Genomic DNA, 25,204 nt, shown 5'->3' on the forward strand with positions numbered 1-25,204 from the left:
CTTGCACATGCTTAGCGCTCAACCGCCAGGGCCACGCCCATGCCGCCGCCGATGCACAGTGCCGCGACGCCCTTCTTGGCATCCCGGCGCTGCATTTCGTGCAGCAGGGTCACCAGCACGCGGCAGCCCGAGGCCCCGATGGGGTGGCCAATCGCGATGGCACCACCATTGACATTGACCTTGTCCGCATCAATGCCCAGCACCTTGTTCACGGCGCAGGCCTGGGCGGCGAAGGCTTCGTTCAACTCAAACAGGTCCACATCGCCGACCTGCCAACCCGCGCGCTGCAGCGCCTTGCGCGTGGCGGACACCGGCCCCATGCCCATGGTGGCGGGGTTCAGGCCGCTGGTGGCATAGGCCTTGATCGTAGCCAGGGGCTTCAGGCCGAGGGCGGCCGCCTTGCTGGCCGACATCACCACCACGGCGGCCGCGCCGTCGTTGATACCCGAGGCATTGCCTGCGGTCACCGTGCCGGCCTTGTCAAAGGCCGGTTTCAGGCTGGCCAGCGCCTCGGCGTTGGTCTTGCGGTTGATGTACTCGTCCGCTTCAAACACCAGTGGGTCGCCCTTGCGCTGGGGAATGAGCACGGGCACGATTTCATCCTTGAACTTGCCCGCGTCCTGCGCCGCGGCGGCCTTGTGCTGGCTGCCGATCGCCAGCTCATCCTGCTGGCCGCGCGAAATGTCGTTTTCCTTGGCCACGTTCTCGGCGGTGATGCCCATGTGGTACTGGTTGTACACGTCCCACAGGCCGTCTACGATCATCGTGTCCTGCATCTTCCAGTCACCCATGCGCTGACCTTCGCGCGAACCCTGCAGCACGTGGGGCGACAGGCTCATGTTTTCCTGGCCGCCCGCCACCACGATTTCGCTGTCACCGGTCGCCACGGCCTGGGCCGCCAGCATCACGGCCTTCAGGCCCGAGCCGCACACGGCGTTGATGGTCAGCGCCGGCGTTTCCTGGGCCACGCCGGCCTTCATCATGGCCTGGCGCGCAGGGTTCTGGCCAACACCGGCCGTGAGCACCTGGCCCATGATGACTTCCCCCACCTGGTCCAGCGGCACCTGGGCACGCTGCAAGGCGGCCTTGATCACGGTGGCGCCCAGGTCGACGGCCGGCACTTTGGCCAGGCCACCCCCAAACTTGCCCACGGCAGTGCGCACGGCGGAAACGATGACGATGTCTTCCATGTGATGGGTCCCTTGTCGTTGATTGATTCTGCGCCGCGGCCCGTGTTGCTCTGCGTACAGCACACCCCCTGGGCCGGCGGCAATTCACATTGTGCAGGGGTTCTGTGTCAGTCAGGCCTTTTGCAGCACATAACGGCCCGGTGCCGGCTCGATGGCCTTGTACTGGTTGCCCTTGCCATAGCGCTTGGGAGCGGCCACCAGCTTGCCGGCATGCCCCTTGAGCCACGCGGACCAGTCCGTCCACCAGCTGCCCGGATGCTCTTGCGCTCCCTGCAGCCATTCGGCATGCGTGGCGGGCAAGGCGCCATCGGCGCGAATCCAGTGGCTGCGCTTGTTCTTGGCGGGTGGGTTGATGACGCCGGCAATGTGCCCGGACGCCCCCATCACGAAACGCTTGTCGCCCGGGAACACCTGGGTGGATGCATAGGAACCGCCAATCGGCACGATGTGGTCCTCGCGCGAGCCGTAGATGTACAGGGGCACGTCCACACGGCCCAGATCCAGGGCTTGGCCGCACACCGTCAGATGCCCGGGCTTGACCAGGTTGTTCTCCAGGTACATGTTGCGCAGGTACCAGGCATACCAGGGCCCGGGCAGGTTGGTGGCGTCGCTGTTCCAGTACAGCAGGTCGAAGGGTGGCGGGGTCTCGCCCTTCAGGTAATTGCCGACCACGTAGTTCCAGACCAGATCGTTGGGGCGCAGAAAGCTGAAGGTGGAGGCCAGCTCCTGGCCTTGCAACAGCCCGCCCTTGCCCATTTGCAGCTCCCGCATCTGGACAAAAGCTTCGTCGATGAAGACATCCAGCACGCCGGTGTCGGTGAAGTCCACCAGGGTGGTCAGCAAGGTGGCACTGGCCACCGGCGCCTGCTGGCGCGCCGCCAGTACGGCCAGGGCCGCCGACAGCATGGTGCCGCCAACGCAAAAGCCCAGGGCGTTGATCTGGTCGGCCCCGCCGATCTCCTGCGTGACGGCAATCGCCTGGAGCACGGCATGCTCGATGTAGTCATCCCAGGTCAGGTGGCCCAGCGATTCGTCCGGGTTGCGCCAGCTGACGACAAAGGTGCGGTGGCCCTGGCTGACCGCATAGCGGATCAGCGAATTTTCTGGCTGCAGGTCCAGGATGTAGTACTTGTTGATGCACGGTGGCACCAGCAGGAAGGGTCGTTCATGCACCTTGGCCGTGAGTGGCTTGTACTCGATCAGCTGGAAGATGTCGTTCTCGTAGACCACCGCACCTTCGCTGGTGGCCACGTTTTTGCCCACCTCGAACACGCTCTCGTCGGTCATCGAGACATGGCCCTGCCCCATATCGTGCAGCAGGTTCTGGATGCCCTGGGCCAGGCTTTGGCCCTTTGTGGCAATCGCTTTTTGCTGGGCCTCGGGGTTCAAGGCCAGGAAGTTGCTGGGCGACATGGCCGCCACCCATTGCTCCACGGCAAAGCGGATGCGCTCGCGCGTCTTGGCGTCGGCCTGCACGGCCTCGGCCATGCCGGTCAGGGCCTGGGCGTTGAGCAGGTAGGCATTCGCCGTCCACGCGGACAAGGGGTTCTCGGCCCAGGCGGCCGCGCCGAAGCGCTTGTCCTTGAGGGCCGAAGGCTGGGCCACGCCCTGGCTCCAGAGAGCGGTGGCTTCGCGCACATACTGCTGTTGCAGTTCCTGCAGCTTGGCCGCATCCAGCTGCACTGCGGCAGGACCCGCAGCGCCTGCCGGCGCTGTCGGAAAGGCCGCCACGGCCTTGGCCCACTGGTCGGCAAAGAATTGCTGGAACTGTTGCGCGCTCTGATCCCAAGAAGCTTCCGAAGCCATGTTGTCTCCTGTGTGTGCAGGCCAGCACGGTGCGTGCTGTGCCGCTGGATTGATTGTTGCGCAGCAGCATGTGTCTGGCAATCCAGCGCCGCCCCTGCCCCAAGCAAAAACCGGGCTCATTGACGCGAATCAAGCCCACTATCTCCCAGGGACGTGCTGCATCAGGCACATTTCAGCCATGTACCTGATTGTCATTGCCTGGTTCTATGTGACGCTGATGATGGCGCTGGCCGAGGCGGCCAGCCCGCAAGGCAGTATCCTGGGAGCCGTCATCACTTTTGTGCTGTATGGGCTGCTGCCCATGTCCATCCTGGTTTACATCCTGGGCACGCCCGCACGCAAGCGCCGCCTCAAGGCCCGGCGGGAGGCCGAGCAACGCGCCTGGGATGCGGCCCAGGCGGCCGCCGCCCCGTCAGCCCGTCTTCCAGATGCAGGCGGCCATGCGCCCGGTACTGCCGAGGACGCCGGCATCGCGGCGGTGCGAAAAGAACCTTGAGGCGTCGCTGAACGTGCACCAGGCCGCCGTGCCATCGTTGCCATACAGCTGCGTCAGACCCAGTTGCGCCAACCGCCGCCGGGCCAGGCCCGACAGGTCGGCCATCCACTTGCCCGGAGCCCCGTCACGCGCCTGAAAGCATGGGCCGGCACCCGCGTCACGGCCGGTGAACGCAGCCCGCACATCCTCCCCCACCTCGAAGGCTTGCGGGCCGATGCACGGTCCCAGCCAGACCTGGGTCTGCGCAGCCAGTGTGGCATCGGCAGGCATGCCCAGCTGGCGGGCATAAGCCAGCCACAGGGCCTCCAGGACACCATGCCCGCCTTGGCCCGCCAGCCCGCGCCAGCCAGCATGCGCCGCTGCCACGACACGGCCCGAGCGATGGGCCATGAGCACGGGCAGGCAATCGGCCACCATGATGGTGCAGACCATGCCGACCTGGTCGGTCACACAGGCATCGAAGGTCTGCGCCTGCGGCACGCCCTCCTCCAGCACCTGCACGCCACAGCCGTGCACCTGCTGCATGAAGACCGGCTGCACCCACCGGTCTGCGGCGTCCTGGATCACGCGGCCCAGCAACTGGCGGTTGGCCGCCACCGCCTGTGGAGCGTCACCCACATGGTCGCCCAGGTTCATCGTGTTCCATGGCGGCGCGCTCACACCCCCCTGGCGTGTGGTGAACAAGGCCTGCACGCCGGGAATGGCAGGCCAGTCGGGCTGCAGCCATTGCTGCAAAAGATGCTTGGTATCAGTCACCCAGGCAGCATACCCTGCCCAACCGGCGCCATAACTCATGGCACACTTTCAGCCTCCATCCCTTTGTCTGTTTTGCCATGCAGTTTGCATTCCCCCCCGCCCCCCAGGCCTCGCTGCCGATTGTTGACAGCGCCGACCGTTTCCCCGTGCACCGCATCTACTGCGTGGGCCGCAACTACACCGAACATGCCAAGGAGATGGGCTTTACCGGCCGTGAAGCCCCGTTCTTTTTCATGAAGCCCGCCGACGCGATCGTGCCCCCCACAGGCCATGCCCCCGTGCAGATGCCCTACCCCAGCCTGACCAGCAACCTGCACCACGAAATCGAGCTGGTGGTGGCGATTGGCAAGGGCGGCAAGAACATCCCGGCCAGCGAGGCTTTCGCACACATCTGGGGCTACGCCGTGGGCCTGGACATGACCCGCCGCGACCTGCAAAACGAGATGAAGAAGCAAGGTCGCCCCTGGTGCATTGGCAAGGCCTTCGAGCACAGCGCGCCCATCGGCCCTGTCACCCCCGCCGCCCAGGTTGGCGACATCGAACAGGCCGACATCTGGCTGCAGGTCAACGGCCAAGACCGCCAGCGCAGCCAGATCGGCCAACTGATCTGGAACATTGCCGAAACCATCGAACACCTGTCCCAGGCCTGGGAACTGCAACCGGGCGACCTGATCATGACCGGCACCCCCGAAGGCGTGGGGGCCGTGCAGGTGGGCGACCTGCTGGAAGGCGGCATCACAGGGCTGCCCCCGCTGCGCGTATCCATCACGGCTTGACCCCCGACATGTACCAGCGCCCCGCCATCCAGTTCTGCAGCCTCTGCGGGCACGCTACACGCCACGCCATCCCCGACGATGGCGACACGCGCGTGCGCGCCATCTGCACCGGCTGTGGCACCGTGCACTACCAGAACCCGCTGAACGTGGTGGGGGCGATTCCCGTGGCCGACGATGGCCGCATCCTGCTGTGCAAGCGCAACATCGAGCCCCGCTGGGGCAAGTGGACCTTGCCCGCCGGCTTCATGGAACTGGGCGAAACCGCCAGCCAGGGCGCCGCGCGCGAGACGGACGAGGAAGCCGGCGCCGACATCGAGATGGGCCGGCTGTTTTCCGTCATCAGCGTGCCCCGCGTCGGCCAGGTGCACCTGTTCTACTGCGCGCGCCTGCGCAGCGACATCCTCGACCCCGGGCATGAAACGATTGAAGCGCGCCTGTTCCCTGCCGACGACATCCCCTGGGACGAACTGGCATTTCGCACCGTCAGCGTCACCCTGCAGCGCTACCTGGAAGACCGCCAGGCCGGCCTGACCCAGGTGCACAGCATCGACCTCGACTGAGCCCGCCTCTGGCGTTGCCCCCCTGAGGGTCGCACGCCAGGGCCTGGTGCCCCCGGCGTACTCCTCCCCCTACGTCCTGACCGTGGGCACTGCATCCCGGCAGGCAGCGCAATTGCACAAGCCCTGGCACGCCGGCAGCCAGGGTACGTTCAGCATCCCCTTTCAGCTTTGACCGCTGTCGGGCTGGTGACACCCAGCCCCTGTGCGCAGGGCTCGCGTGGCCCGATTTTTGCATCTGTTTCAAAAAGTAGAAGCGGGACTGACTTCATGAACGTTCCGCACATTGCACGCAAGGAGGACTGACATGGCACGAGACAACGACATCCATATCGACACTTTCATCCCCTACATGCGGGATGTCGCACGCTGCGAACGCTCCTTGCACGAGCTCAACCTGCTGTGGCGCCTGATCGAATCCTCCGCCAAGATGAACTGCGCCGAAGAAGCCCACAGCATGCTGCCCATGATGGCCGCCACCCGCGAAGGCTTCCAGCGGCTGGAGCTGGACCTGGTGCACTCTATGGTCTCCGAATCGGTCCACGAGGTCATGTCGGAGATCGCCACCTGCGCCCACCACGTCATCGACATCGTGGTGCGCAATCTGTATGAACGCACCGCCGATGTCGGCTTCTTGGCCACGGACCGCACGTTGTGCAACTACGTGGCCGGCATCACCGATGGCCGCGGCATCATGGAACGGCTGGGCGAATACCGCAGCAAGTACACGGTCTACGACGAGATCATGCTCGTCAACACCGAGGGCACGGTGCTGGCGCAGATCGACGAATCCTCGCCCGTGGAAGGCAGCCTGGACCCGCTGCTGGCGCAGACGCTGGCCAGCGACGGCTACCTGGAAACCTTCCGCGCCTGTGACCTGCGCCCGCACAAGCAGCAGGCCCTGCTGTACACCCAGCGCATGCTGCATCCCAGCACGGGCGAACCCTGCGGGGTGCTGTGCCTGTCCTTCGACTTCGAGGGCGAAATGGCCGGCATCTTTGCCGGCAGCAGTGCCGCCCAGGGGCGCAGCGTGGCCCTGCTGCTGAACGCCCAGAACCGGGTCATCGCCAGCAGCGACAGCGACTGGATCGCACTGGGGGTGAAGCTGCCCACCAACCAGGATGGTGCACCGCATCTGTATACACACTCCGGCCGCACCTACCTGGTGCAAACCGTCTTTGCCACAGATTACCAGGGCTACCCGGGGCCAGAGGGCTGGAAGGGCCAGGTCATGATCCCGATCGAACAGGCCTTCGGCACCAAAATCATGCACTGCATCGACAACCTGCCCCAAGATGTGGCACAAGGTCTACTGGGGCACGCCAAGAGCTTTTGCCCACCGCTGTACGACATCATCAAGGCGGCCGATGCCATCCGCCGCGTGGTCTGGAACGGCCAGGTCATGACGGCGGGGCAGCGCGGTGGCTCCAGCCGGCTCAAGTCGGTGCTGGAGCAGATCGGGGAAACCGGGGCGCGCACGAACGTGGTGTTCACCCAGTCCATCCGCGACTTGTATGACACCGTGCTCAGCGCCGGCCTGCGCGACAGCCAGTCGCTGACCCAACTGCTGGTCGACCTGCTGGACCGCAACCTGTACGAGCGCGCCAACGACTGCCGCTGGTGGGCTCTGTCACCGGTGCTGCGCCAGCTGCTCTCGCACACCGCGGCGCAAGGCGCCCCCAGTGCGGAGCTGCTGGAGCAGGCCACACGCGTGCTGGAGCACATCAACAGCCTCTACACCGTCTACACCCGGCTGATGGTCTATGACCGCCAGGGCCGTATCCTGTGCGCCAGCCACCCCGACATGGCGAATGGCCACAGCGTGCTCGAGCAGCACATCGACCCAGCGACGCTGGCGGCCGTGCTGCAGCTCAAGGACAGCCAGCAGTACCACGTCAGCCCCTGGAGCGATGCCCAGGCCGGCGCGGAAGGCGCCACCTACGTCTACCACGCCGCCATCCGCCAGGAGGGCGACAGCAGCGTGACCGTGGGCGGCATTGCGATTGTCTTCAACGCCATCCCGGAAATGCAGGCCATGCTGACCAATGCCCTGGTGGGCAAGCCCAAGCACCAGGCCCTGTACGTCAACCGCCAGGGCCTGGTGCTGGCCAGCACCGACCCCGCTTCGCCACCCGGCAGCACCGTGCAGCTGCCCTTCCCGCGGCTGCTGCAGGTGCAGGCCGGCCAGAGCGAAGCCGTGATCGCGGTCCACCAGCAGCAATACAGCATCGTGGGGGCCAGCGTGTCACGCGGCTACCGCGAGTTCAAGACCACGGACGGCTACGGCGACGATGTGCTGGCCCTGTCCATCGAGACCTTCGGCCAGGTCGAAACCGACACCCATGGCTTGGTGCAGGCCGCGCACGCGGTGGATGGCACGGGCAGCGGCATCGGCGGGGTGGAAATGGCCACCTTCTATGTGGGCGCCCAGCTGTTTGCCCTGCGCGCCGAGTCCGTGCTGGAAGCCCTGCCCGCCGCGGCCATCAGCCCGGTTTCCGCCGGCCGCCTGCCCTATTGCCTGGGCACGCTGGCGCGCCACGCCCAGGGCCAGGTCACGGGCTACGTCTGGGTGTTCGACCTGGGCGAGTTGCTCACGGGCCAGCGTACCCGGTTGACGGAGCAAAGCCAGGTCGTGGTGCTGGAGCACGGTGCGCGCAAGCTGGGCGTGCTGGTCAGCGCCCTGCATGGCGTGCACCACTTCGAGCACGCCAGCATCATCCCCGCCCCCAGCATGACCGGCGGGGGCGACATGCTGGTCAGCGAATTGATCAAGGCCAACCAGGGCGCGCTGCTGGTGCAGTGCATCAACCCGCACAGCCTGCTCAACACCCTGCAGCGCAAACCCGGTGAGGTGGCCATCGCCGCGCCGGCCGTGGAGTGACCGACCTCAGCGCGGCAGCGGCGGTGCCACCGGCGTGTGACGCAGTCCGCTGAAGCAGGCCGCCAGCACGGCAAAACCACCGGCCAGCCACATCGCGCGCTGCTCGGCCAGCCCCTCGGTCCCGGGCCACAGCACAAAACAGGCGGCCAGGCAGACCGCACCCAGGCCCTGGCCGGTGTGGCGGGCCGACCCCAGCATGCCGCTGGCCGCGCCGCTGCGGTGCACCGGGGCCGAGGTCACGATGGTGTGGTTGTTGGGTGACTGGAACATGGCAAAGCCGGCGCCACACAGGGCCATGCGCCAGGCCACATCCCAGACCACCGCGCCGATGGGCAGCAGCGCCAGCGCCCACAGCCCGCTGGCAAACAGCACCATGCCCATGGCCCCCAGGCGCCCGGCCGGAATGCGCCCAATGCGCCGCCCCACCAGCGGTGCCACCACCGCCAGCGCCACCGGCCAGGCGCTGATCAGCAGGCCCGCGCGCCCGGTGCTCAGCCCATGGGTTTCGATCAGCAGGAATGGCAGGGCCAGAAATGCCATGGTCTGCGCGCTGAAGGCGCTGATGGAGGCCCCCATCGACAAGGCAAACACGGGGATGCGCAGCAGGTCCAGCGGCAGCATGGGTTGCGTCTGCCGCTTTTGCCGGCGCACATACCAGCAGCCCGCGGCCAGGCCCAACGCCAGCCACAGCCCCGCCCACGCCAGGCTGGCGGCGCCGGGCTGGTAATGGCTGATGCGGTCCAGCGCCAGAAAGATGGCGCCGAACATCAGCACGTTCAAACCTACATCCAGCCAGGACAGCCCCGCCTGTGCGGCCCGGCCCGCGTGCGGCGGGGGCAAGGCCTTGCGGCCCAGCCAGCACACCCACAGCGACAGCAGCAGGTGCAGGCTGAACAGCCAGCGCCAGTCGAACTGGGTCAGCACTGCCGCGGCCAGCACCGGCCCGGTGACCGTGCTCAGCGCCACCACCATGGAATTCAGCGCCATGCCCTGGCCCAGCAGGCCGCGCGGGTAGATCTGCCGCACTAGAGCGCCGTTGACGCACAGCGCCCCGGCCATGCCCATGCCCTGCAGGGCGCGGGCCACGATCAGCCAGGGTAAGGAAGGCGCCAGCGCCGCCAGCACGCTGGCCAGCCCGAACACCAGCATGCCCCACAGGTACACGCGCTTGTAGCCCAGGCGGTCACCCAAGGCCGCCAGCGGCAGCAGCAGCACCAGGGATGCGATCTGGTTGGCATTCACCACCCACAGGGTGTAGGCCGGGTCGATCTGCCACTGGCGCGCCATCTGCGGCAGCGCCAGGTTCAGCATGGTGCTGTCCAGCACACAGAGCATCAGGCCGCACACGATCACCGCCATGGCCAGTTGGCGGGCACGCCCCTGCATGCCATCGGGCGCTTCAGGCGCGGGCGTTGCGGACACAGTAGAAAGACTCATATTGCATAGCTGTCAGCGCTGATGGAATCAGCGTTGACAGCCAATTTGGTAATAAAAAAACCCCGCACGGCTGGCGGGGTGGCAGCAGCCCCGAAAGCGGGCTCAGAGCTGCTGGATCACGACCTGGCCGAAGCCCGAGCACGAGACCTGCGTGGCGCCGTCCATCAGGCGCGCGAAGTCGTAGGTCACCTTCTTGCTCTGGATGGCCTTTTCCATGGCCTGGATGATCAGGTCCGCGGCCTCGGTCCAGCCCAGGTGGCGCAGCATCATCTCGGCGCACAGGATCATGGAGCCCGGGTTCACATAGTCCTTGCCGGCGTACTTGGGCGCCGTGCCGTGCGTGGCCTCGAACACCGCCACCGCACCCGACATGTTCGCGCCGGGTGCAATGCCGATGCCGCCCACCTGTGCGGCCACCGCGTCCGAGATGTAGTCGCCATTCAGGTTCAGCGTGGCGATTACGCTGTACTCGGCCGGGCGCAGCAGCACCTGCTGCAGGAAGGCGTCGGTGATGCTGTCCTTGATCAGGATGTGCTTACCGGTCTTGGGGTTGGGCACCTGCACCCAGGGGCCGCCGTCGATCAGCTCACCGCAGAACTCCTGCAGCGCCAGCTCGTAGCCCCAGTCCCGGAAGCTGCCTTCCGTGAACTTCATGATGTTGCCCTTGTGCACCAGCGTGACCGAGGGCTTGTCGTGGTCGATGGCGTACTGGATGGCCTGGCGCACCAGGCGCTGCGAGCCTTCCTTGGACACGGGCTTGATGCCCAGGCCCGAGGTCTCGGGGAAACGGATCTTGTCGATGCCCAGTTCGTCGCGCAGGAAGTCGATCAGCTTGCGCGCCTTGTCGGTGCCGGCGGCAAATTCGATGCCGGCATAGATGTCTTCCGAGTTCTCGCGGAAGATGACCATGTCGGTCTTCTCGGGCTCGCGCACGGGCGAAGGCACGCCCTTGAAGTAACGCACAGGGCGCAGGCAGACGTACAGGTCCAGCGCCTGGCGCAGCGCCACGTTGAGCGAACGGATGCCGCCGCCCACGGGCGTGTTCAGCGGGCCCTTGATGGACACCACATACTCGCGCACGGCGTCCAGCGTTTCTTCGGGCAGCCACTCATCGGGGCCATACACCTGGGTGGATTTCTGGCCAGCATAGACCTCCATCCACTGGATCTGGCGCGCGCCGCCATAGGCCTTGGCCACGGCCGCGTCCACCACCTTGCGCATCACCGGCGTGACATCCACCCCCACGCCATCGCCTTCGATGAATGGAATGATGGGCTGCAGCGGCACGTTCAGCGACATGTCCGCATTGACCGTGATCTTCTGGCCGTGCGCAGGGATCTGGATGTGGGTGGTGGTGCTCATAAAAAGGCGGTCTCCGGGCTCTGATTCCAAGGCCCATGCAGGGCTTGCATGGTGTGGCGGGTTTATTCTAGGGGAGCTTGCGCCGCGCTCCAGGCTTACGCAGGCGCCTGCATGACACTGCACAATAGCCGCATGAACGCATTGCCCCATCGACGCATCCTTGGCTGGGCCCTGATGGCCTGGCTGTCCGCCACGCTGAGCGCCCACGCCCAGTCCTCGAACGAACCCCAGATGCACCTGCCGCGCACCGAGCTGCGCGCCGGCATGTACCGCATCGATGCCCAGGTGGCCCAGCGCTTTGCCGACCGCCAGCACGGCCTGATGTTCCGCCAGAGCATGCCGGCGCACGAAGGCATGCTGTTCGTGTTCGAGCAGCCCGCCGTGCAGTGCTTCTGGATGAAGAACACGCTGATCCCGCTGACCGCGGCATTCGTTGCCGACGATGGCACGATTGTCAACTTGGCAGACATGCAGCCGCACGACGAGAACTCGCACTGCTCGGCCAAGCCCGTGCGCTTCGTGCTGGAGATGAACCAGGGCTGGTTCAAATCCAAGCATATCCAGGCCGGCGCCAAACTGACCGGCGCGCCTTTCAAGCCCTGAGGCACACCGCCCCGGCATCACACAAAAAAAGAGCTGCCAGCGCTTGATGGGCTTGGCTTTCAGATAGTTTCCTATCTCAAAGCCAGCCCACACAGGCGCTGGCAGCTCTTTTTTTCATGGCCCGCCGAACAGCTTCAGCGGGCCGGACTCACCCTCAGGCCAGCGAAGCGATCGCGGCGTTGAAGGTGGCGCTGGGGCGCATCACGGCGTCCAGCTTGGACAGGTCGGGCTGGTAGTAGCCGCCGATGTCGGCCGCCTTGCCTTGCACGGCGCCCAGTTCGGCCACGATCTTGGCTTCGTTCTCGGCCAGGGCCTTGGCCAGGGGCGCAAACTTGGCCGCCAGGCCTGCGTCTTCGGTCTGCGACGCCAGGGCCTGGGCCCAGTACAGCGACAGGTAGAACTGCGAGCCGCGGTTGTCGATCTGGCCGACCTTGCGCGATGGCGACTTGTTCTCGTCCAGCAGCTTGCCGGTGGCCTGGTCCAGGGTCTTGGCCAGCAGCTTGGCCTGGGCGTTGCCCGTCTTGATGCCCAAGTCTTCCAGCGACACGGCCAGCGCCAGGAATTCACCCAGCGAGTCCCAGCGCAGGAAGTTCTCTTCCACCAGCTGTTGCACGTGCTTGGGCGCGGAGCCGCCGGCACCGGTTTCGTACATGCCGCCACCGGCCATCAGCGGCACGATGGACAGCATCTTGGCCGAGGTGCCCAGCTCCATGATGGGGAACAGGTCGGTCAGGTAGTCGCGCAGGATGTTGCCGGTCACCGAGATGGTGTCCAGGCCACGGGCCACGCGCTCCAGGGTGTAACGCATGGCGCGCACCTGGCTCATGATCTGGATGTCCAGGCCGGTGGTGTCGTGGTCCTTCAGGTACTTCTGCACCTTCTTGATCAGCTCGGCTTCGTGCGGACGGTAGGCATCCAGCCAGAACACGGCGGGCATGCCGGAGTTGCGGGCGCGGGTCACGGCCAGCTTCACCCAGTCGCGGATCGGCGCGTCCTTGACCTGGCACATGCGCCAGATGTCGCCGGCTTCCACGTTCTGCGACAGCAGCACTTCACCGGTGGCCAGATCGACGATGTTGGCCACGCCGTCTTCCTGGATCTCGAAGGTCTTGTCGTGCGAGCCGTACTCTTCGGCCTTTTGCGCCATCAGACCCACGTTGGGCACGGTGCCCATGGTGCGGGGGTCGAAGTTGCCGTGCCACTTGCAGAAGTTGATCATCTCCTGGTAGATGCGGGCAAAGGTCGACTCGGGCATCACGGCCTTGCAGTCGTAAGGCTTGCCATCAGCACCCCACATCTTGCCGCCCTGGCGGATCATGGCGGGCATGGAGGCGTCCACGATGATGTCGTTGGGCGAGTGGAAGTTGGTGATGCCCTTGGCGGAATCCACCATGGCCAGTGCCGGACGGTGTTCCTGGCAGGCGTGCAGGTCACGGATGATCTCTTCGCGCTTGGAGGCAGGCAGCGTCTCGATCTTCTCGTACAGCGTGGACATGCCGTTGTTCACGTTGATGCCCAGCTCGTCGAACAGCTTGCCGTGCTTCTCGAAGGCTTCCTTGTAGTAGATCTTCACGCAGTGGCCGAACACGATGGGGTGCGAGACCTTCATCATCGTGGCCTTGACGTGCAGCGAGAACAGGATGCCGGCTTCCTTGCAGTCGTCCAGCTGCTTTTCATAGAAGTCGCACAGCGCCTTCTTGCTCATGAACATCGAGTCGATGATCTCGCCGTCCTTGAGCGCCACTTTTTCTTTCAGCACGATGGACTGGCCGGACTTGGTCTCCAGCACCATCTTCACGTCACGGGCCTTGTCCAGGGTCATGGACTTTTCGCCGTGGTAGAAGTCGCCTTCGTGCATGTGCGAGACATGGGTCTGCGACCACTGCTTCCACTCGGCCATCGAGTGGGGGTGCTTCTTGGCGTAGTTCTTCACGGCCGCAGGTGCGCGGCGGTCGGAGTTGCCTTCACGCAGCACGGGGTTCACGGCCGAACCCAGGCACTTGCCATAACGGGCCTTGATGGCCTTTTCTGCGTCGTTGGCAGGGTTCTCGGGGTAGTCGGGGATGGCGTAGCCCTTGCCTTGCAGCTCCTTGATGGCGGCTTGCAGCTGCGCCACGGAGGCCGAGATGTTGGGCAGCTTGATGATGTTGGCTTCTGGCGTCAGCGTCAGCTGGCCCAGTTCGGCCAGGGTGTTGGGCACACGCTGGCTCTCGGGCAGCAGGTCGCTGAACTCGCCCAGGATACGCGCCGCCACGGAAATGTCGCTGGTCTCGACTTTCACGCCAGCAGTGGAAGCGAAAGCTTGCACGACGGGCAGGAATGCGCTGGTGGCCAGACGGGGCGCTTCATCCGTCAGGGTGTAGATGATGGTGGATTGCTGTGTTGTCATCTCTTGCTTTTGGCTCAATGGATTGCTGGGATGTGGATAGGCCTTCGTCGCCTGCTCCCGACCGGGTTGCCCACTGCGCGCAGCGGTCTTGCCTGTGCCTGAAGCCACAGTTAATTTCGCATGACTGAAGCGGACTCCCACTATGCAAAATTCTAACCGTTGATCCACAGTTTTTCGCAAGTCTTGTAGAAGAGTTAGCGAAAAAGTCTTCTATAAGACCTGATGGACGCACACAGGGTTTTGTGCTTGCCCCTGTGCAATCTACCAGGGCGGTAAAAGAAAAGCCCGCGGGCTTTCACCAGCGGGCTTGACCGACCTCACGGTCTGCGATGACAGGCTAACGTCAGGCAGCGAAGTTGGCTTCGGCAAACTTCCAGTTCACCAGGTTGTTCAGGAAGGTTTCCACGAACTTGGGACGCAGGTTGCGGTAGTCGATGTAGTACGCGTGCTCCCACACGTCCACGGTCAGCAGGGCCTTGTCGGCGGTGGTCAGGGGGGTGCCTGCGGCGCCGGTGTTGACGATGTCCACGGAACCGTCGGCCTTCTTCACCAGCCAGGTCCAGCCCGAACCGAAGTTGCCCACGGCCGACTTCACGAAGGCTTCCTTGAAGGCATCAAAGCTGCCCCACTTGGCGTTGATGGCATCGGCCAGCGCGCCGGTGGGTGCACCGCCACCGTTGGGGGCCATGCAGTTCCAGAAGAAGGTGTGGTTCCAGATCTGGGCTGCGTTGTTGTAGATGCCGCCGGAAGACTTCTTGACGATTTCTTCCAGGGTCATGGATTCAAACTCTGTGCCCTTTTGCAGGTTGTTCAGGTTCACCACGTAGGCATTGTGGTGCTTGCCATGGTGGTACTCCAGAGTTTCCTGGCTGTAGTGGGGGGCCAGGGCATCGATCGCATAAGGCAATGGGGGCAGGGTGTGTTCCATGCTGAATCCTCGTCGTGGTTCAAATAGTTAGAAGAAAAGCTGCACTGCACATTGCGCGCAGCGTGGAGAAGGGGCGCGTGTATTTTGACGTGGCGCAAACTACCTGCGGTGTCAGCCATTGTAGGAAGAAGATCGGCGGCGTGCAGCTAAAACTTAAATCCCTTCGCTATCAAAGCCAAAGCAGTCCACAGCCTGACACCAAGCCCGGACAGCCCTGCCGCCCGGCACACCGGCGGCACGGATCGGGCCTGCGTTGGCGCTCACAGCAGCTTGGGCTGCGTGACCGTCACATCCAGGCTGCCATCGGCCAGCAAGGCCTTCAGGGCCGCCCCCACCGGGGCCTGGCCGACACGCGACACCACCTGCCCGCTGGGCGTGGTCAGCACGCTGTAGCCGCGCTCCAGCACGCGCTGCGGGTTCAGCAGCTCCAGCCGCAGGCCCAACTGTTCCAGGCGCTGGCGATGGCGCTGCAGCTGGCGCTGGGTTTTTTGAAAAAAATCAGCCTCTAGCGCTTGATAGGACTGCGCTTGCCGCTGCACTTTCATGAGCATCCCGTAGCGCATGCGCTGGCCCAGTTGCGACAGCCGCAGGCGTTGCTGGGCCATGTGTTGGCTGGGCCGCCCCAGGCGCTGGGTGGCCGCATCCAGCCGCTGCCCCTGCCGGTCGATGTGGCGCAGCACGGCATCCTGCAGGCGCTGCTGCACCTGGGCCAAGCCCTCCAGCCAGACCTGGCGCGGCTGCGCCACCAGCTCGGCCGCGGCGGTGGGTGTGGGCGCGCGCAGGTCCGCGCTGAAGTCGGCAATCGTGAAATCGGTTTCGTGCCCCACCCCGCTGATCACGGGCACCGGGCTCTGCACGATGGTGCGGGCCACGCGCTCGTCGTTGAAGGCCCACAGGTCTTCCATGGAGCCGCCACCGCGCACCAGCAGGATCACATCAATGGGCGGCACCCCAGCCTCACCCTGGCGCTGTGCCAGGCCGTACAGCTGCTGCAGGGCCCGGCTGATCGACGCGGGCGCCTCCGCGCCCTGCACCAGCGAGGGCACCAGCAGCACCGGAATGTGCGGCACCCGACGGCGCAGCGCCGTCACCACATCGTGCAGCGCGGCCGCGCCGGCCGAAGTCACCAGGCCAATGCCGCGCGGCATGACTGGCAGGCGCCGCTTGCGCGCGGCGTCGAACAGCCCCTCGGCCTCCAGCTGGGCCTTGACGCGCAGGAATTGCTCGAACAGCGCGCCCTGGCCGGCACGCTGCAGGCTGTCCACGATCAGTTGCAGCTCGCCGCGCTGCTCGTACACGCCCAGCTTGCCGCGCACCTCCACCAGCTCGCCATCGCGCGGCAGAAAGTCCAGCGCTGAGGCCGCACGGCGGAACATGGCACAGCGCAACTGCCCGGCCACGTCCTTGATGCTGAAGTAACAGTGCCCGCTGCCCGCGCGGGAAAAACCCGTGATCTCGCCGCGCACGCTCACGGGGTTGAAGCGCGCTTCCAGGCTGTCGGCAATCGCGCGGCACAGCGCCCCCACCTCCCAGACGCGGGACGTGGCGGTGGCAACGGAGGGACGGTCAAAGAGGGACATGGGCACAAACATCCGGCGGATGCAGAAAACAACAGCCCGCCGTGGCAATCCGGTGCAGACTGGGCGGCGCAGCGAATTGCACGGAATCCACCGCTGCGATCACTGCGCAGCGCAGGGGCTGCGCGATAATGCGCGGCTGCACGCACACCACATACGCACGGGAGAAAAAGTTGCTGTCGATCATACAGGCCGCTGGCTGGCCCATCTGGCCTCTTATTGCATGTTCCATCTTCGCCCTGGCCCTGGTTTTTGAGCGTTTCATATCCCTCAAGACCGCGCGCGTGGCACCACCCCAGTTGCTGGACGAAGCCATGGCCGTGTCCAAGGATCGCCTGCCGTCCAAGGACACCGTGCAGCAACTGGCCCAGAACAGCGCCCTGGGCGAGGTGCTGGCCAGCGGCCTGCAGCAACTGCACGCCCACCCCCAGAGCACCGAGGACGAGCTGCGCGCCCGCATGGAATCCAGCGGCCGCGCCGTGGCCCACCGCCTGGAAAAATACCTCAGCGCGCTGGCCACCATCGCCTCGGCCGCCCCGCTGCTGGGCCTGCTGGGCACGGTGATCGGCATGATCGAGATCTTCGGCTCCCAGTCCGGCGCGGGCGCCATGGGCACGGGCAACCCCGGCCAACTGGCACACGGCATTTCGATCGCGCTGTACAACACGGCCTTCGGCCTGATCGTGGCCATTCCCGCCCTGATCTTCTGGCGCTACTTCCGCAGCCGCGTCGATGGCTATGTGCTGCAGCTGGAGCTGTCCAGCGAGCAGTTCGTGCGCCACCTCAGCCGCCTGCGCAGCAAATAAGGCGGGGCTGGCCATGGCACTGAACTTTCGCCCCCGACGCACGGAAGAACCGGAGATCAACCTGATCCCCTTCATCGACGTGCTGCTGGTGGTGCTGATCTTCCTGATGCTGAGCACCACGTTCAGCAAGTTCACCGAAATGCAGCTGACCCTGCCCACGGCCGATGCCGAGCAGATGCGCAACCGCCCCAAGGAAGTGATCATCACCATCGCCGCCGATGGCCGCTACGCGGTCGACAAGACCGCGCTGGAGGACCGCTCGGTGGATGCCATCGCCAGTGCGCTGGCCGGTGCCTCTCCGGCGGGTGGCGAGAGCATCGTCATCATCAGCGCCGATGCGGCCGCCCCCCACCAGTCGGTGATTTCCGCCATGGAAGCCGCGCGCCGCGCGGGACTGACCCAGATCACCTTCGCCACCCAGTCCGCCGCAGCGGGCAAATAAGCCAGGCCCGCCACATGCCCGCCCCCGCCCACCAGGGCACCCGCTCGGACCGGCTGCGCGCCATCTGGCGCCACCGCGGGCTGGCCGCCTGGGCCCTGCGGCCACTGGCCAGCCTGTACGGTGCCCTGTCTGGCCTGCAGCGCGCGCTGTATGCCTGGGGCCTGCGCCAGGCCCAGCACCCCGGCGTGCCCGTGATCGTGATCGGCAATGTGATTGTCGGCGGCGCGGGCAAGACCCCGGTCACCCTGGCCACCGTGGCCCACCTGCAGGCCCGCGGGCGGCGCCCCGGCATCATTTCGCGTGGCTATGGCCGCAGCATCCAGGATGTGCGCCAGGCCACGCCCGACGCGCACCCGCAGGAAGTGGGCGATGAGCCCCTGCTGATGGCCCGCGCCAGCGGTGTGCCGGTGTTTGTGGCGCGCCAGCGCATCGATGCGGCCCGCGCCCTGCTGGCCGCCTACCCCGACACCGACATCCTGGTCTGCGACGACGGCCTGCAGCACCATGCCCTGGCGCGCGACCTGGAAGTGTGCGTGTTCAACAGCGATGGCGTGGGCAACGGCTGGCTGCTGCCGGCCGGCCCGCTGCGCGAGCCCTGGCCGCGCCCGGTCAGCGCCGTGCTGCACGCGGCGGCCACCCCCCCGGCCGGCACCCCGGCAGACACCCCCTGCTTTGGTTTGCAGCGCCAGCTGGCCCCGTTCGCCCTGACGCGCGACGGCCAGCGCGTGCCCCTGGTCGGCCTGCAGGGCCTGCGCCTGCACGCCCTGGCGGCGATTGCCCGCCCGGAAGACTTTTTTGCCATGCTGCGCGCACAGTCTCTGGAACTGGCGCACACCGAAGCCCTGCCCGATCACTACAATTTTGAAAGCTGGCAACGCTCGTCAAATTTAGGCTTGCAGGTGATTTGCACCGAAAAAGATGCCGTCAAGCTGTGGCCCCACGTGCCCCAGGCCCTGGCCGTGCCGCTGCACCTGCGCATCGCGCCCGGTTATTTCGACCTGCTGGACGCGCGGCTGTGCCTATCATCGACCCCATTGAACACCAACCGTTAATACGCCCATGGACCCCAAACTGCTTGAACTCCTGGTTTGCCCCGTCACCAAAGGCCCGCTGCGCTTTGACAAGGAGCGCCAGGAACTGATCTCGCACAGCGCCCGCCTGGCCTACCCCGTGCGCGACGGCATCCCGATCCTGCTGGAGAACGAGGCGCGCCCCCTGGAAGACAGCGAGCTGGAGGCCTGAGCGCCGTGAGCTTCACCGTCCTGATCCCGGCCCGCCTGGCCTCCAGCCGCCTGCCCAACAAACCCCTGGCCGACATCGCCGGCCTGCCCATGGTAGTGCGCGTGGCCCTGCAGGCCCGCCAAAGCGCCGCCCAGCGCGTGGTGGTGGCCGCCGACAGCCCGCTGATTGCCGAGGCCTGCGCAGCACATGGCATCGACGCCGTACTCACCCGTGCCGACCACCCCAGCGGCAGCGACCGCCTGGCCGAGGCCTGCACCCTGCTGGGCCTGGATGGCAACGACCTGGTGGTCAACGTCCAGGGGGACGAACCCCTGATTGACCCGGCCCTGATCGACGCTGTGGCCCAGGTGCTGGCCCGTTCGCCCAATGCCAGCATGGGCACGGCGGCCCACCCAATTGCCAGCCGGGACGACTACCTGAACCCCAACGTGGTCAAGGTGGTGTGCAACGCCCAGGGCCTAGCCAGCTATTTCAGCCGTGCGCCCATCCCCTTCCACCGCGACCAGGCCGGCACCCAGTGGTGGGATGCGCACAGCAGCTTCGCGCCGCTGCGCCACGTGGGTATATACGCATACAAGGCAGGGTTTTTGCGCAGCTTTCCGCAGCTCACGCCCGCGCCCACCGAAGGCGTGGAAGCACTGGAGCAGCTGCGGGCGCTGTGGCATGGCCACCAGATCGCTGTGCACCTGACCTTGCAGGCCCCAGGCGCCGGCGTCGACACGCCGGAAGACCTGGCGCGCGTGCGCGCCCTGCTACAGCCGTCTTGAGCCATCAATTTTCAGAAATTTCTGAAAATTGAACGAAAAATAAGAGCAGTTAGCGCACGGTTGCCAAGGCTTTGCAGATCACTCGACCTGCAAACCGCCATCAACCCAGCGCTGACCGCTCCTGTTTTGCAGATCAGCCACATCCTGTCTTGTACAAGACATGCACGGCTTTCATGACCACCCCAGGCTTTGCACATAATCCGCAAGCATTGTCTGCCGCCGCTGTCAAGCCGCACGGCAGCCGCCACCCCGGGTCTGCACCGAGGACCGTCGTGCCCGATTTGTAAGTCATCAACAAGGGCGCGCGTGCTATCCTTGAACGGATATCAGCGGTTGCCGCCAGCCTTTTCCGGTTGCAGAAAAGCCGTTGCACCGCCAAGAATTTCTACATATCGAGGATCTCCATGAAACTGATTTTGTTGGGCGCACCCGGCGCCGGCAAAGGCACACAAGCCGCCTTCATCTGCCAGAAGTTCGGCATCCCCCAAATCTCCACCGGTGACATGCTGCGCGCCGCCGTCAAGGCCGGCACCCCCCTGGGTCTGCAAGCCAAGGCCGTGATGGACGCCGGCCAGCTTGTCAGCGACGATCTGATCATCAACCTGGTCAAGGAACGCATCGCCCAGCCCGACTGCGCCAACGGCTTCCTGTTTGACGGATTCCCCCGCACCATCCCCCAGGCCGACGCCATGAAGGCCGCCGGCGTGAAGCTGGACTACGTGCTGGAAATCGACGTGCCCTTCGATGCGATCATCGAGCGCATGAGCGGCCGCCGCAGCCACCCCGCCTCAGGCCGCACCTACCACGTCAAGTTCAACCCACCCAAGGTGGAAGGCAAGGACGACGTGACCGGTGAAGACCTGGTGCAGCGCGAAGACGACAAAGAAGAAACCGTCAAGAAGCGCCTGGATGTGTACAGCAGCCAGACCCGCCCCCTGGTGGACTACTACAGCAACTGGGCCAAGGCCGATGCCGCCGCTGCCCCCAAGTACCGTGCCATCAGTGGCATGGGCAGCGTGGAAGACATCACCGCCCGCGCACTGCAAGCCCTGTCTTCCTGATCAGGCTACTGCTGCGGAGTACGCTCCACACGCGCAAAAAATAAAAGGCTGGTGGCAACACCAGCCTTTTTTGTGCCCGAAAGCCCTGGCGGCCAATCATCCCGATAGATAGCAGTCAACGCGCGCCCGCATGGCCGCACAAGCCTCCAACACCTAGGCTTGGTGCGCCTGCTGGAGCAATTCCAGCATAAGGCTGATGCGGGCCTTGAGCGGACTCAGTGGGCTGACCAACGAATCCTCCTCGCCCTGCGCCAGCACGATCCGTCCCTGCTCACAGCGCGTGCTGCGCCAGACCCGCACCCCACGGTCCTGCGCGCGCTTCAAGGCCTGCTGCAGCGCCTGGTGCACCGAGCCATTGCCCGTACAGGCCACCACCAGCCCCTGCACCCCGGCCGCCACCAGTGCATCCACCGCCGCCGGGCGCGCTCCCGCCGTGCTGGTCACAATTTCCACCCAGGGCCAGGCGTCGGCCACCGGCCATGCCTTCCATGCAGCGGCATACGGCAAGGTGGCCTCGCTACCGCCCACCCAGCGCACACTACCTTCCTCCACCCACCCCGCAGGCCCTGCCTCGCCAGAGGTGAAAGCATGCACACGGTAGGGATGGGCCTTGTGCACCTGCTGCGCACTGTGCACCTCCCCGACCGCCACCGCCCACACCCCGGCCCGGCCCTGCGCCGTGCAAGCCAGGGCATCGCGCAGATTGGCGGGCCCGTCGGCGGACAAGGCCGTGGCCGGGCGCATGGCGCAGGTCAGCACCACCGGCTTGGCCGGTTGCAGGACGCACTGCAGAAACCAAGCCGTCTCCTCCAAGGTGTCCGTGCCATGCGTGATCACAACACCAGCCACCTCAGGCTGCAGCAGCCAACGCTGGCAGGCCCGGGCCAGCTGCAGCCACACGGTGACATCCATGTCCTTGCTGTCCAGTTGCGCCACCTGCTCCAGCTCCAGAGACCACCCCTGGGGCACTGCCTGGTCCGCAATCGGCTGTAGCAGCTGCGCAACGCCCAGCTGCCCCGCCTGGTAGCCCACGCCACCGCCCTGCGCATCCCCCAGGCCAGCAATGGTGCCCCCCGTTCCCAAGATAGCGATTTTTCTGCCTTCAGACACTTGCGGCCCTCACAAAACTGGTTAAAAATACAGGTACTGGATAAAACATCAGTTATCCATACAAGGACTGGCATGGAGCACACCCCCCTCACCCCACGGCAACAGCAGATTCTGGATCTTATCCAGGACGCGATTGCCCGCACCGGCGCACCGCCCACCCGGGCTGAAATTGCGCGCACCCTGGGCTTTCGCTCCGCCAACGCGGCCGAGGAACACCTCAAGGCCCTGGCGCGCAAGGGCGTGTTGGAACTGGTCAGTGGCACCTCGCGCGGCATCCGCCTCGTCAGCGATGCTGTGCGCCACATCAATGCCGCCCGGGGCACGCACTTCGATCTGCCCATGACTGCCATGCAACCCCTGCTGCTGCCCCTCGTCGGGCGTGTGGCCGCCGGTTCTCCCATTCTGGCGCAAGAGCACATCGACCAAAGCTTTGCCGTGGAAAGCAGCATGTTCCCCACCAAGCCGGACTACCTGCTGCGGGTGCGCGGCATGTCCATGCGCGACGCGGGCATCCTGGACGGCGACTTGCTGGCCGTGCAATCCACACGCGATGCACGCAACGGCCAGATCGTGGTGGCGCGCCTGGGCGACGAAGTGACCGTCAAGCGCCTGCGCAAATCGGCCCACGGTATTGAGTTGCTGCCGGAAAACCCGGAATACCCCGTCATCCAGGTTGGCGAAGAAGACAACTTCGCCATCGAAGGGTTGGCGGTCGGACTGATCCGCAACAGCCTTCTGCTCTAAAACCACCCACCGCCCAGTGCTTCTTCGGATGCTTATGCTGCCTTTCGAGAGCGGCAGTGACAGCCATCGCCTGTAATTGACTGCAACCACCCCAAGGAATCGACCATGACCACGCTGCACTGTGAACTGCCTTTGCCCAGATCCACCTGCCGCCCCCGGGTGGCCAGCAACCAGGACCAGTTTCATGCGCTCACCACGCCGCTGCCAGCCAGCGGCGCCTGCCACGGCAACGTCCGCCTGATGCGCCGCCCCAAGGATACCGACAGGGCACGCTTTGCCCTGTCTGGCAAGCTGGCCGACGTCTGTGCGGCGCTGGAAGCATTGGCAGCCCAGGAGGCCCGCCACCGCTTGCGCTGCGCAGCCAACTGATGGCCATCGCCCTTGGCTGGCAATGCACGATGGAAAACGCCTGACAAGAAACATCGCCAGACCGGCCAACACAAGCCCCCACGCCCACACGAACATGTGTCATGCCTGCGCAAGCTGATGAAACTGCTGCATGACTTGCCCGGACAGGAGGACTTATGAGCCACACACCTTCTTCCACACCACGCCAACCCACGCTGCCCAGCAGCGGTGGCCTGATGGGACGCAGCTTCATTTACCGCACCGCGGAGAAAACCGACGTGCGCCTGACCTGGGCGCGCGCCAAGGCCAACCTGCCATTGCTCAACGCACAGGTCGCCAAACTCTCCAATCCATAGCATTCGGTGCTCACCAGCTTTGGGAGATTGGCCTGTTTGCACGTCTAAGTTGGAATACAGCAAGCTGGATGCGCTGCATGCCTGCTGAAGTGCTGCGCAGTCTTGCAACAATGTGTTTGCAGCACAGATGCACCTACATAGCCACATAACATCGCAATACTGCTGCCACGTACAGTTGGCAAGCACCTTTAGGGTCGCCCCCTACACACTGGTGGAGCGCTCCACCCCATTGCCCATACCCAACCACTGCCGCCGCACTGGCACAGCATCAGTGTCCCGTCCTACTGCGCCATGGATTGCTGGAACACCCGCCTTGGCATAGATTGTCTGGAACGCAGCATTCGCGCCACCCAGGAGGCTGGACATGTTCAAACACCTGCTGATCCCCACCGATGGTTCCGAACTCTCGAAGGAGGCAGTGCGCTCGGGCATCCGCCTGGCGCATGAACTGGGCGCCAAGGTCACTGCCCTGTATGTGATGCCGGATTACAACGCGCTGATTTATGGTGCTGAAGCCTTACTGACCATCAACGCAGCAGAATTTGATGCACATGTGCAGAAGTACGCAGACAAAGCCTTGCACTTCGTGGAACACTTAGCGCGCGAGCAAAACGTCCCCTGCGCCACGGTCCGCACGGCTAGCGCCTCCATATACCGTGCCATTGTCAAGCAGGCCCAGGACCTGGATTGCGACCTGATCTGCATGGCCTCCCATGGACGCAAGGGAATCAGCGAACTGTTGCTGGGCAGCGAAACCCAGAAGGTGCTGACACATTCCAGCATTCACGTGCTGGTCCACCGCGCAGTTCCCAAAGAGCGTAAAAAAACCTAGCACCGGGCACGATCCCCGTACCGCCGATTGCACGACCTTGATGGTGTCGGCAGTGGGCCTCACCATCCTGCAAGGCGTCCGCCCAAGCCCGCTTCACGACGACCTGGCCACGCTCGCTCAGTACATGCCGTACTGTTAGAGAAAATACAGCGCTGCCAGTACGCCGATCACGGACAGCACAGTCATTGCACGGTACATACCCATTCTTTCGTTGCGACACGGCGTTGTTGCATAAATGCCGGTCGCAGGTGAGGTAGGCTCGGGAGATGAGTGAGATGAGCTGGGGTCGGGTTAAGTACCGCACAACGAACTGGAAGGCGTACAACGCAGCGTTGAAAGCGCGAGGAGACCTGACCATCTGGCTGGATAAGGACATGCAGTGGCTGGCCCAGCCCAGGGGCAAGCGTGGTCGTTGCCAGAAGTTCTCAGATGCGGCCATCCAGTTTTGCCTGACCATCAAGGGCTTGTTTGGGCAGCCCTTGCGCCAGACACTGGGCCTGGTGCAATCGCTATTGCGTATGGCAGGCCTGCCTTGGTCAGTGCCCGACTACAGCACGGTGTGTCGCAGACAAAAGAGCTTGAATGTGCAGGTGCACTACCGAGCAAGCGAGAAAGGCTTGCACCTGCTGGTCGACTCCACGGGCATCAAGTTCTTGAGCGAAGGTGAGTGGAAAACCAAAAAGCACGGTGCCGAGCGCCGCCGCCAGTGGCGCAAGGTGCATCTGGGTATTTGAATCG

24 protein-coding genes and 1 pseudogene are annotated in these 25,204 nt (G+C 65.0%); 16 read left to right on the forward strand and 9 right to left on the reverse strand.

Annotated elements, in window-relative coordinates; translation table 11 throughout:
* Window positions 1–11: 11 nt before the first annotated feature.
* Entirely contained in the window at window positions 12–1,190 is a 1,179-nt protein-coding gene (locus CA2_RS13425) for an acetyl-CoA C-acetyltransferase (protein ID WP_042418192.1), read from the reverse strand.
* A gap of 111 nt (window positions 1,191–1,301) precedes the next feature.
* Window positions 1,302–2,996 carry a PHA/PHB synthase family protein gene (locus tag CA2_RS13430; protein ID WP_042418195.1) on the reverse strand — a complete coding sequence of 565 codons (1,695 nt, stop codon included), beginning with the start codon at window positions 2,994–2,996 and terminating at the stop codon, window positions 1,302–1,304.
* A 178-nt stretch (window positions 2,997–3,174) separates the two neighbouring features.
* Between CA2_RS13430 and CA2_RS13435 the strand changes: the two genes are divergently transcribed.
* Entirely contained in the window at window positions 3,175–3,492 is a 318-nt protein-coding gene (locus tag CA2_RS13435) for a hypothetical protein (RefSeq protein ID WP_042418200.1), read from the forward strand.
* Here CA2_RS13435 and pgeF read toward each other — a convergent pair.
* Window positions 3,409–4,248, reverse strand: a complete 840-nt coding sequence (gene pgeF, locus CA2_RS13440) for a peptidoglycan editing factor PgeF (RefSeq protein ID WP_042418265.1) — start codon at window positions 4,246–4,248, stop codon at window positions 3,409–3,411. The two genes, CA2_RS13435 and pgeF, sit on opposite strands and share 84 nt — an antisense overlap.
* 77 nt (window positions 4,249–4,325) lie before the next feature.
* On the opposite strand from pgeF, the gene CA2_RS13445 reads away from it, so the two are divergent.
* From CA2_RS13445 to CA2_RS13455, 3 genes are all read left to right on the forward strand, one after another.
* Window positions 4,326–5,024, forward strand: a complete 699-nt coding sequence (locus tag CA2_RS13445; RefSeq protein WP_042418203.1) for a fumarylacetoacetate hydrolase family protein — start codon at window positions 4,326–4,328, stop codon at window positions 5,022–5,024.
* An 8-nt stretch (window positions 5,025–5,032) separates the two neighbouring features.
* The gene (locus CA2_RS13450) at window positions 5,033–5,584 is read left to right on the forward strand and encodes an NUDIX hydrolase (RefSeq protein WP_042418206.1); all 552 of its coding nucleotides are present in this window, start codon (window positions 5,033–5,035) and stop codon (window positions 5,582–5,584) included.
* Window positions 5,585–5,888: 304 nt separating this feature from the next.
* Window positions 5,889–8,462 (forward strand): chemotaxis protein CheW, encoded by a 2,574-nt coding sequence (locus CA2_RS13455; protein ID WP_042418210.1) that lies wholly within the window; start codon window positions 5,889–5,891, stop codon window positions 8,460–8,462.
* Between the two features lie 6 nt (window positions 8,463–8,468).
* Here CA2_RS13455 and CA2_RS13460 read toward each other — a convergent pair whose 3' ends face one another.
* Complete coding sequence (locus tag CA2_RS13460; RefSeq protein WP_245620962.1) at window positions 8,469–9,899, reverse strand: MFS transporter; 1,431 nt, start codon at window positions 9,897–9,899, stop codon at window positions 8,469–8,471.
* 102 nt (window positions 9,900–10,001) lie between these two features.
* Window positions 10,002–11,261, reverse strand: coding sequence for an NADP-dependent isocitrate dehydrogenase (gene icd, locus CA2_RS13465; protein ID WP_042418216.1), 1,260 nt, complete (start codon window positions 11,259–11,261; stop codon window positions 10,002–10,004).
* A gap of 111 nt (window positions 11,262–11,372) precedes the next feature.
* On the opposite strand from icd, the gene CA2_RS13470 reads away from it, so the two are divergent.
* A complete protein-coding gene (locus tag CA2_RS13470; RefSeq protein ID WP_081889011.1) occupies window positions 11,373–11,864 on the forward strand; it encodes a DUF192 domain-containing protein in 492 nt (163 codons plus the stop codon).
* 154 nt (window positions 11,865–12,018) lie between these two features.
* On the opposite strand, the gene CA2_RS13475 is transcribed toward CA2_RS13470, so the two are convergent.
* The 3 genes from CA2_RS13475 to xseA all read right to left on the reverse strand — a co-directional run bounded on the left by CA2_RS13475 (window position 12,019) and on the right by xseA (window position 16,761).
* Window positions 12,019–14,253, reverse strand: a complete 2,235-nt coding sequence (locus CA2_RS13475) for an NADP-dependent isocitrate dehydrogenase (protein ID WP_042418222.1) — start codon at window positions 14,251–14,253, stop codon at window positions 12,019–12,021.
* Window positions 14,254–14,596: 343 nt separating this feature from the next.
* The gene (locus CA2_RS13480; RefSeq protein ID WP_042418225.1) at window positions 14,597–15,181 is read right to left on the reverse strand and encodes a superoxide dismutase; all 585 of its coding nucleotides are present in this window, start codon (window positions 15,179–15,181) and stop codon (window positions 14,597–14,599) included.
* 260 nt (window positions 15,182–15,441) lie between these two features.
* Window positions 15,442–16,761 carry an exodeoxyribonuclease VII large subunit gene (gene xseA / locus CA2_RS13485; RefSeq protein WP_042418268.1) on the reverse strand — a complete coding sequence of 440 codons (1,320 nt, stop codon included), beginning with the start codon at window positions 16,759–16,761 and terminating at the stop codon, window positions 15,442–15,444.
* A 170-nt stretch (window positions 16,762–16,931) separates the two neighbouring features.
* Between xseA and CA2_RS13490 the strand changes: the two genes are divergently transcribed.
* The 6 genes from CA2_RS13490 (at window position 16,932) to adk (ending at window position 21,076) form a co-directional block, all read left to right on the forward strand.
* Window positions 16,932–17,564 (forward strand): MotA/TolQ/ExbB proton channel family protein, encoded by a 633-nt coding sequence (locus tag CA2_RS13490; protein ID WP_042418227.1) that lies wholly within the window; start codon window positions 16,932–16,934, stop codon window positions 17,562–17,564.
* 19 nt (window positions 17,565–17,583) lie between these two features.
* Window positions 17,584–18,006 carry an ExbD/TolR family protein gene (locus CA2_RS13495; protein ID WP_042418270.1) on the forward strand — a complete coding sequence of 141 codons (423 nt, stop codon included), beginning with the start codon at window positions 17,584–17,586 and terminating at the stop codon, window positions 18,004–18,006.
* Between the two features lie 14 nt (window positions 18,007–18,020).
* The gene (gene lpxK / locus CA2_RS13500) at window positions 18,021–19,058 is read left to right on the forward strand and encodes a tetraacyldisaccharide 4'-kinase (protein WP_042418230.1); all 1,038 of its coding nucleotides are present in this window, start codon (window positions 18,021–18,023) and stop codon (window positions 19,056–19,058) included.
* A gap of 7 nt (window positions 19,059–19,065) precedes the next feature.
* Window positions 19,066–19,248, forward strand: a complete 183-nt coding sequence (locus tag CA2_RS13505; protein ID WP_042418233.1) for a Trm112 family protein — start codon at window positions 19,066–19,068, stop codon at window positions 19,246–19,248.
* A gap of 5 nt (window positions 19,249–19,253) precedes the next feature.
* On the forward strand, window positions 19,254–20,015 hold the full coding sequence (gene kdsB / locus CA2_RS13510) for a 3-deoxy-manno-octulosonate cytidylyltransferase (RefSeq protein WP_174435619.1): 762 nt from the start codon (window positions 19,254–19,256) through the stop codon (window positions 20,013–20,015).
* Between the two features lie 404 nt (window positions 20,016–20,419).
* A complete protein-coding gene (gene adk / locus CA2_RS13515) occupies window positions 20,420–21,076 on the forward strand; it encodes an adenylate kinase (RefSeq protein WP_042418237.1) in 657 nt (218 codons plus the stop codon).
* Window positions 21,077–21,229: 153 nt separating this feature from the next.
* Here adk and CA2_RS13520 read toward each other — a convergent pair whose 3' ends face one another.
* Window positions 21,230–22,186, reverse strand: a complete 957-nt coding sequence (locus CA2_RS13520; protein ID WP_042418240.1) for an asparaginase — start codon at window positions 22,184–22,186, stop codon at window positions 21,230–21,232.
* 72 nt (window positions 22,187–22,258) lie between these two features.
* Between CA2_RS13520 and lexA the strand changes: the two genes are divergently transcribed.
* The 5 genes and pseudogenes from lexA to CA2_RS13545 form a co-directional block, all read left to right on the forward strand.
* Complete coding sequence (gene lexA / locus CA2_RS13525) at window positions 22,259–22,930, forward strand: transcriptional repressor LexA (protein ID WP_042418243.1); 672 nt, start codon at window positions 22,259–22,261, stop codon at window positions 22,928–22,930.
* Window positions 22,931–23,035: 105 nt separating this feature from the next.
* Window positions 23,036–23,299: a hypothetical protein gene (locus CA2_RS13530; RefSeq protein WP_156106060.1), complete on the forward strand. Its 264-nt coding sequence runs from the start codon at window positions 23,036–23,038 to the stop codon at window positions 23,297–23,299.
* A gap of 155 nt (window positions 23,300–23,454) precedes the next feature.
* The gene (locus CA2_RS13535) at window positions 23,455–23,634 is read left to right on the forward strand and encodes a hypothetical protein (RefSeq protein ID WP_042418249.1); all 180 of its coding nucleotides are present in this window, start codon (window positions 23,455–23,457) and stop codon (window positions 23,632–23,634) included.
* 364 nt (window positions 23,635–23,998) lie between these two features.
* Window positions 23,999–24,466, forward strand: a complete 468-nt coding sequence (locus tag CA2_RS13540) for a universal stress protein (RefSeq protein ID WP_042418252.1) — start codon at window positions 23,999–24,001, stop codon at window positions 24,464–24,466.
* Window positions 24,467–24,732: 266 nt separating this feature from the next.
* A pseudogene (locus CA2_RS13545) lies at window positions 24,733–25,197 on the forward strand (IS5 family transposase); the annotation flags it as partial.
* Window positions 25,198–25,204 lie beyond the last annotated feature (7 nt).

It is taken from the genome of Comamonas aquatica NBRC 14918, from assembly GCF_000739875.1.
Classification (GTDB): Bacteria; Pseudomonadota; Gammaproteobacteria; order Burkholderiales; family Burkholderiaceae_C; genus Comamonas; species Comamonas aquatica.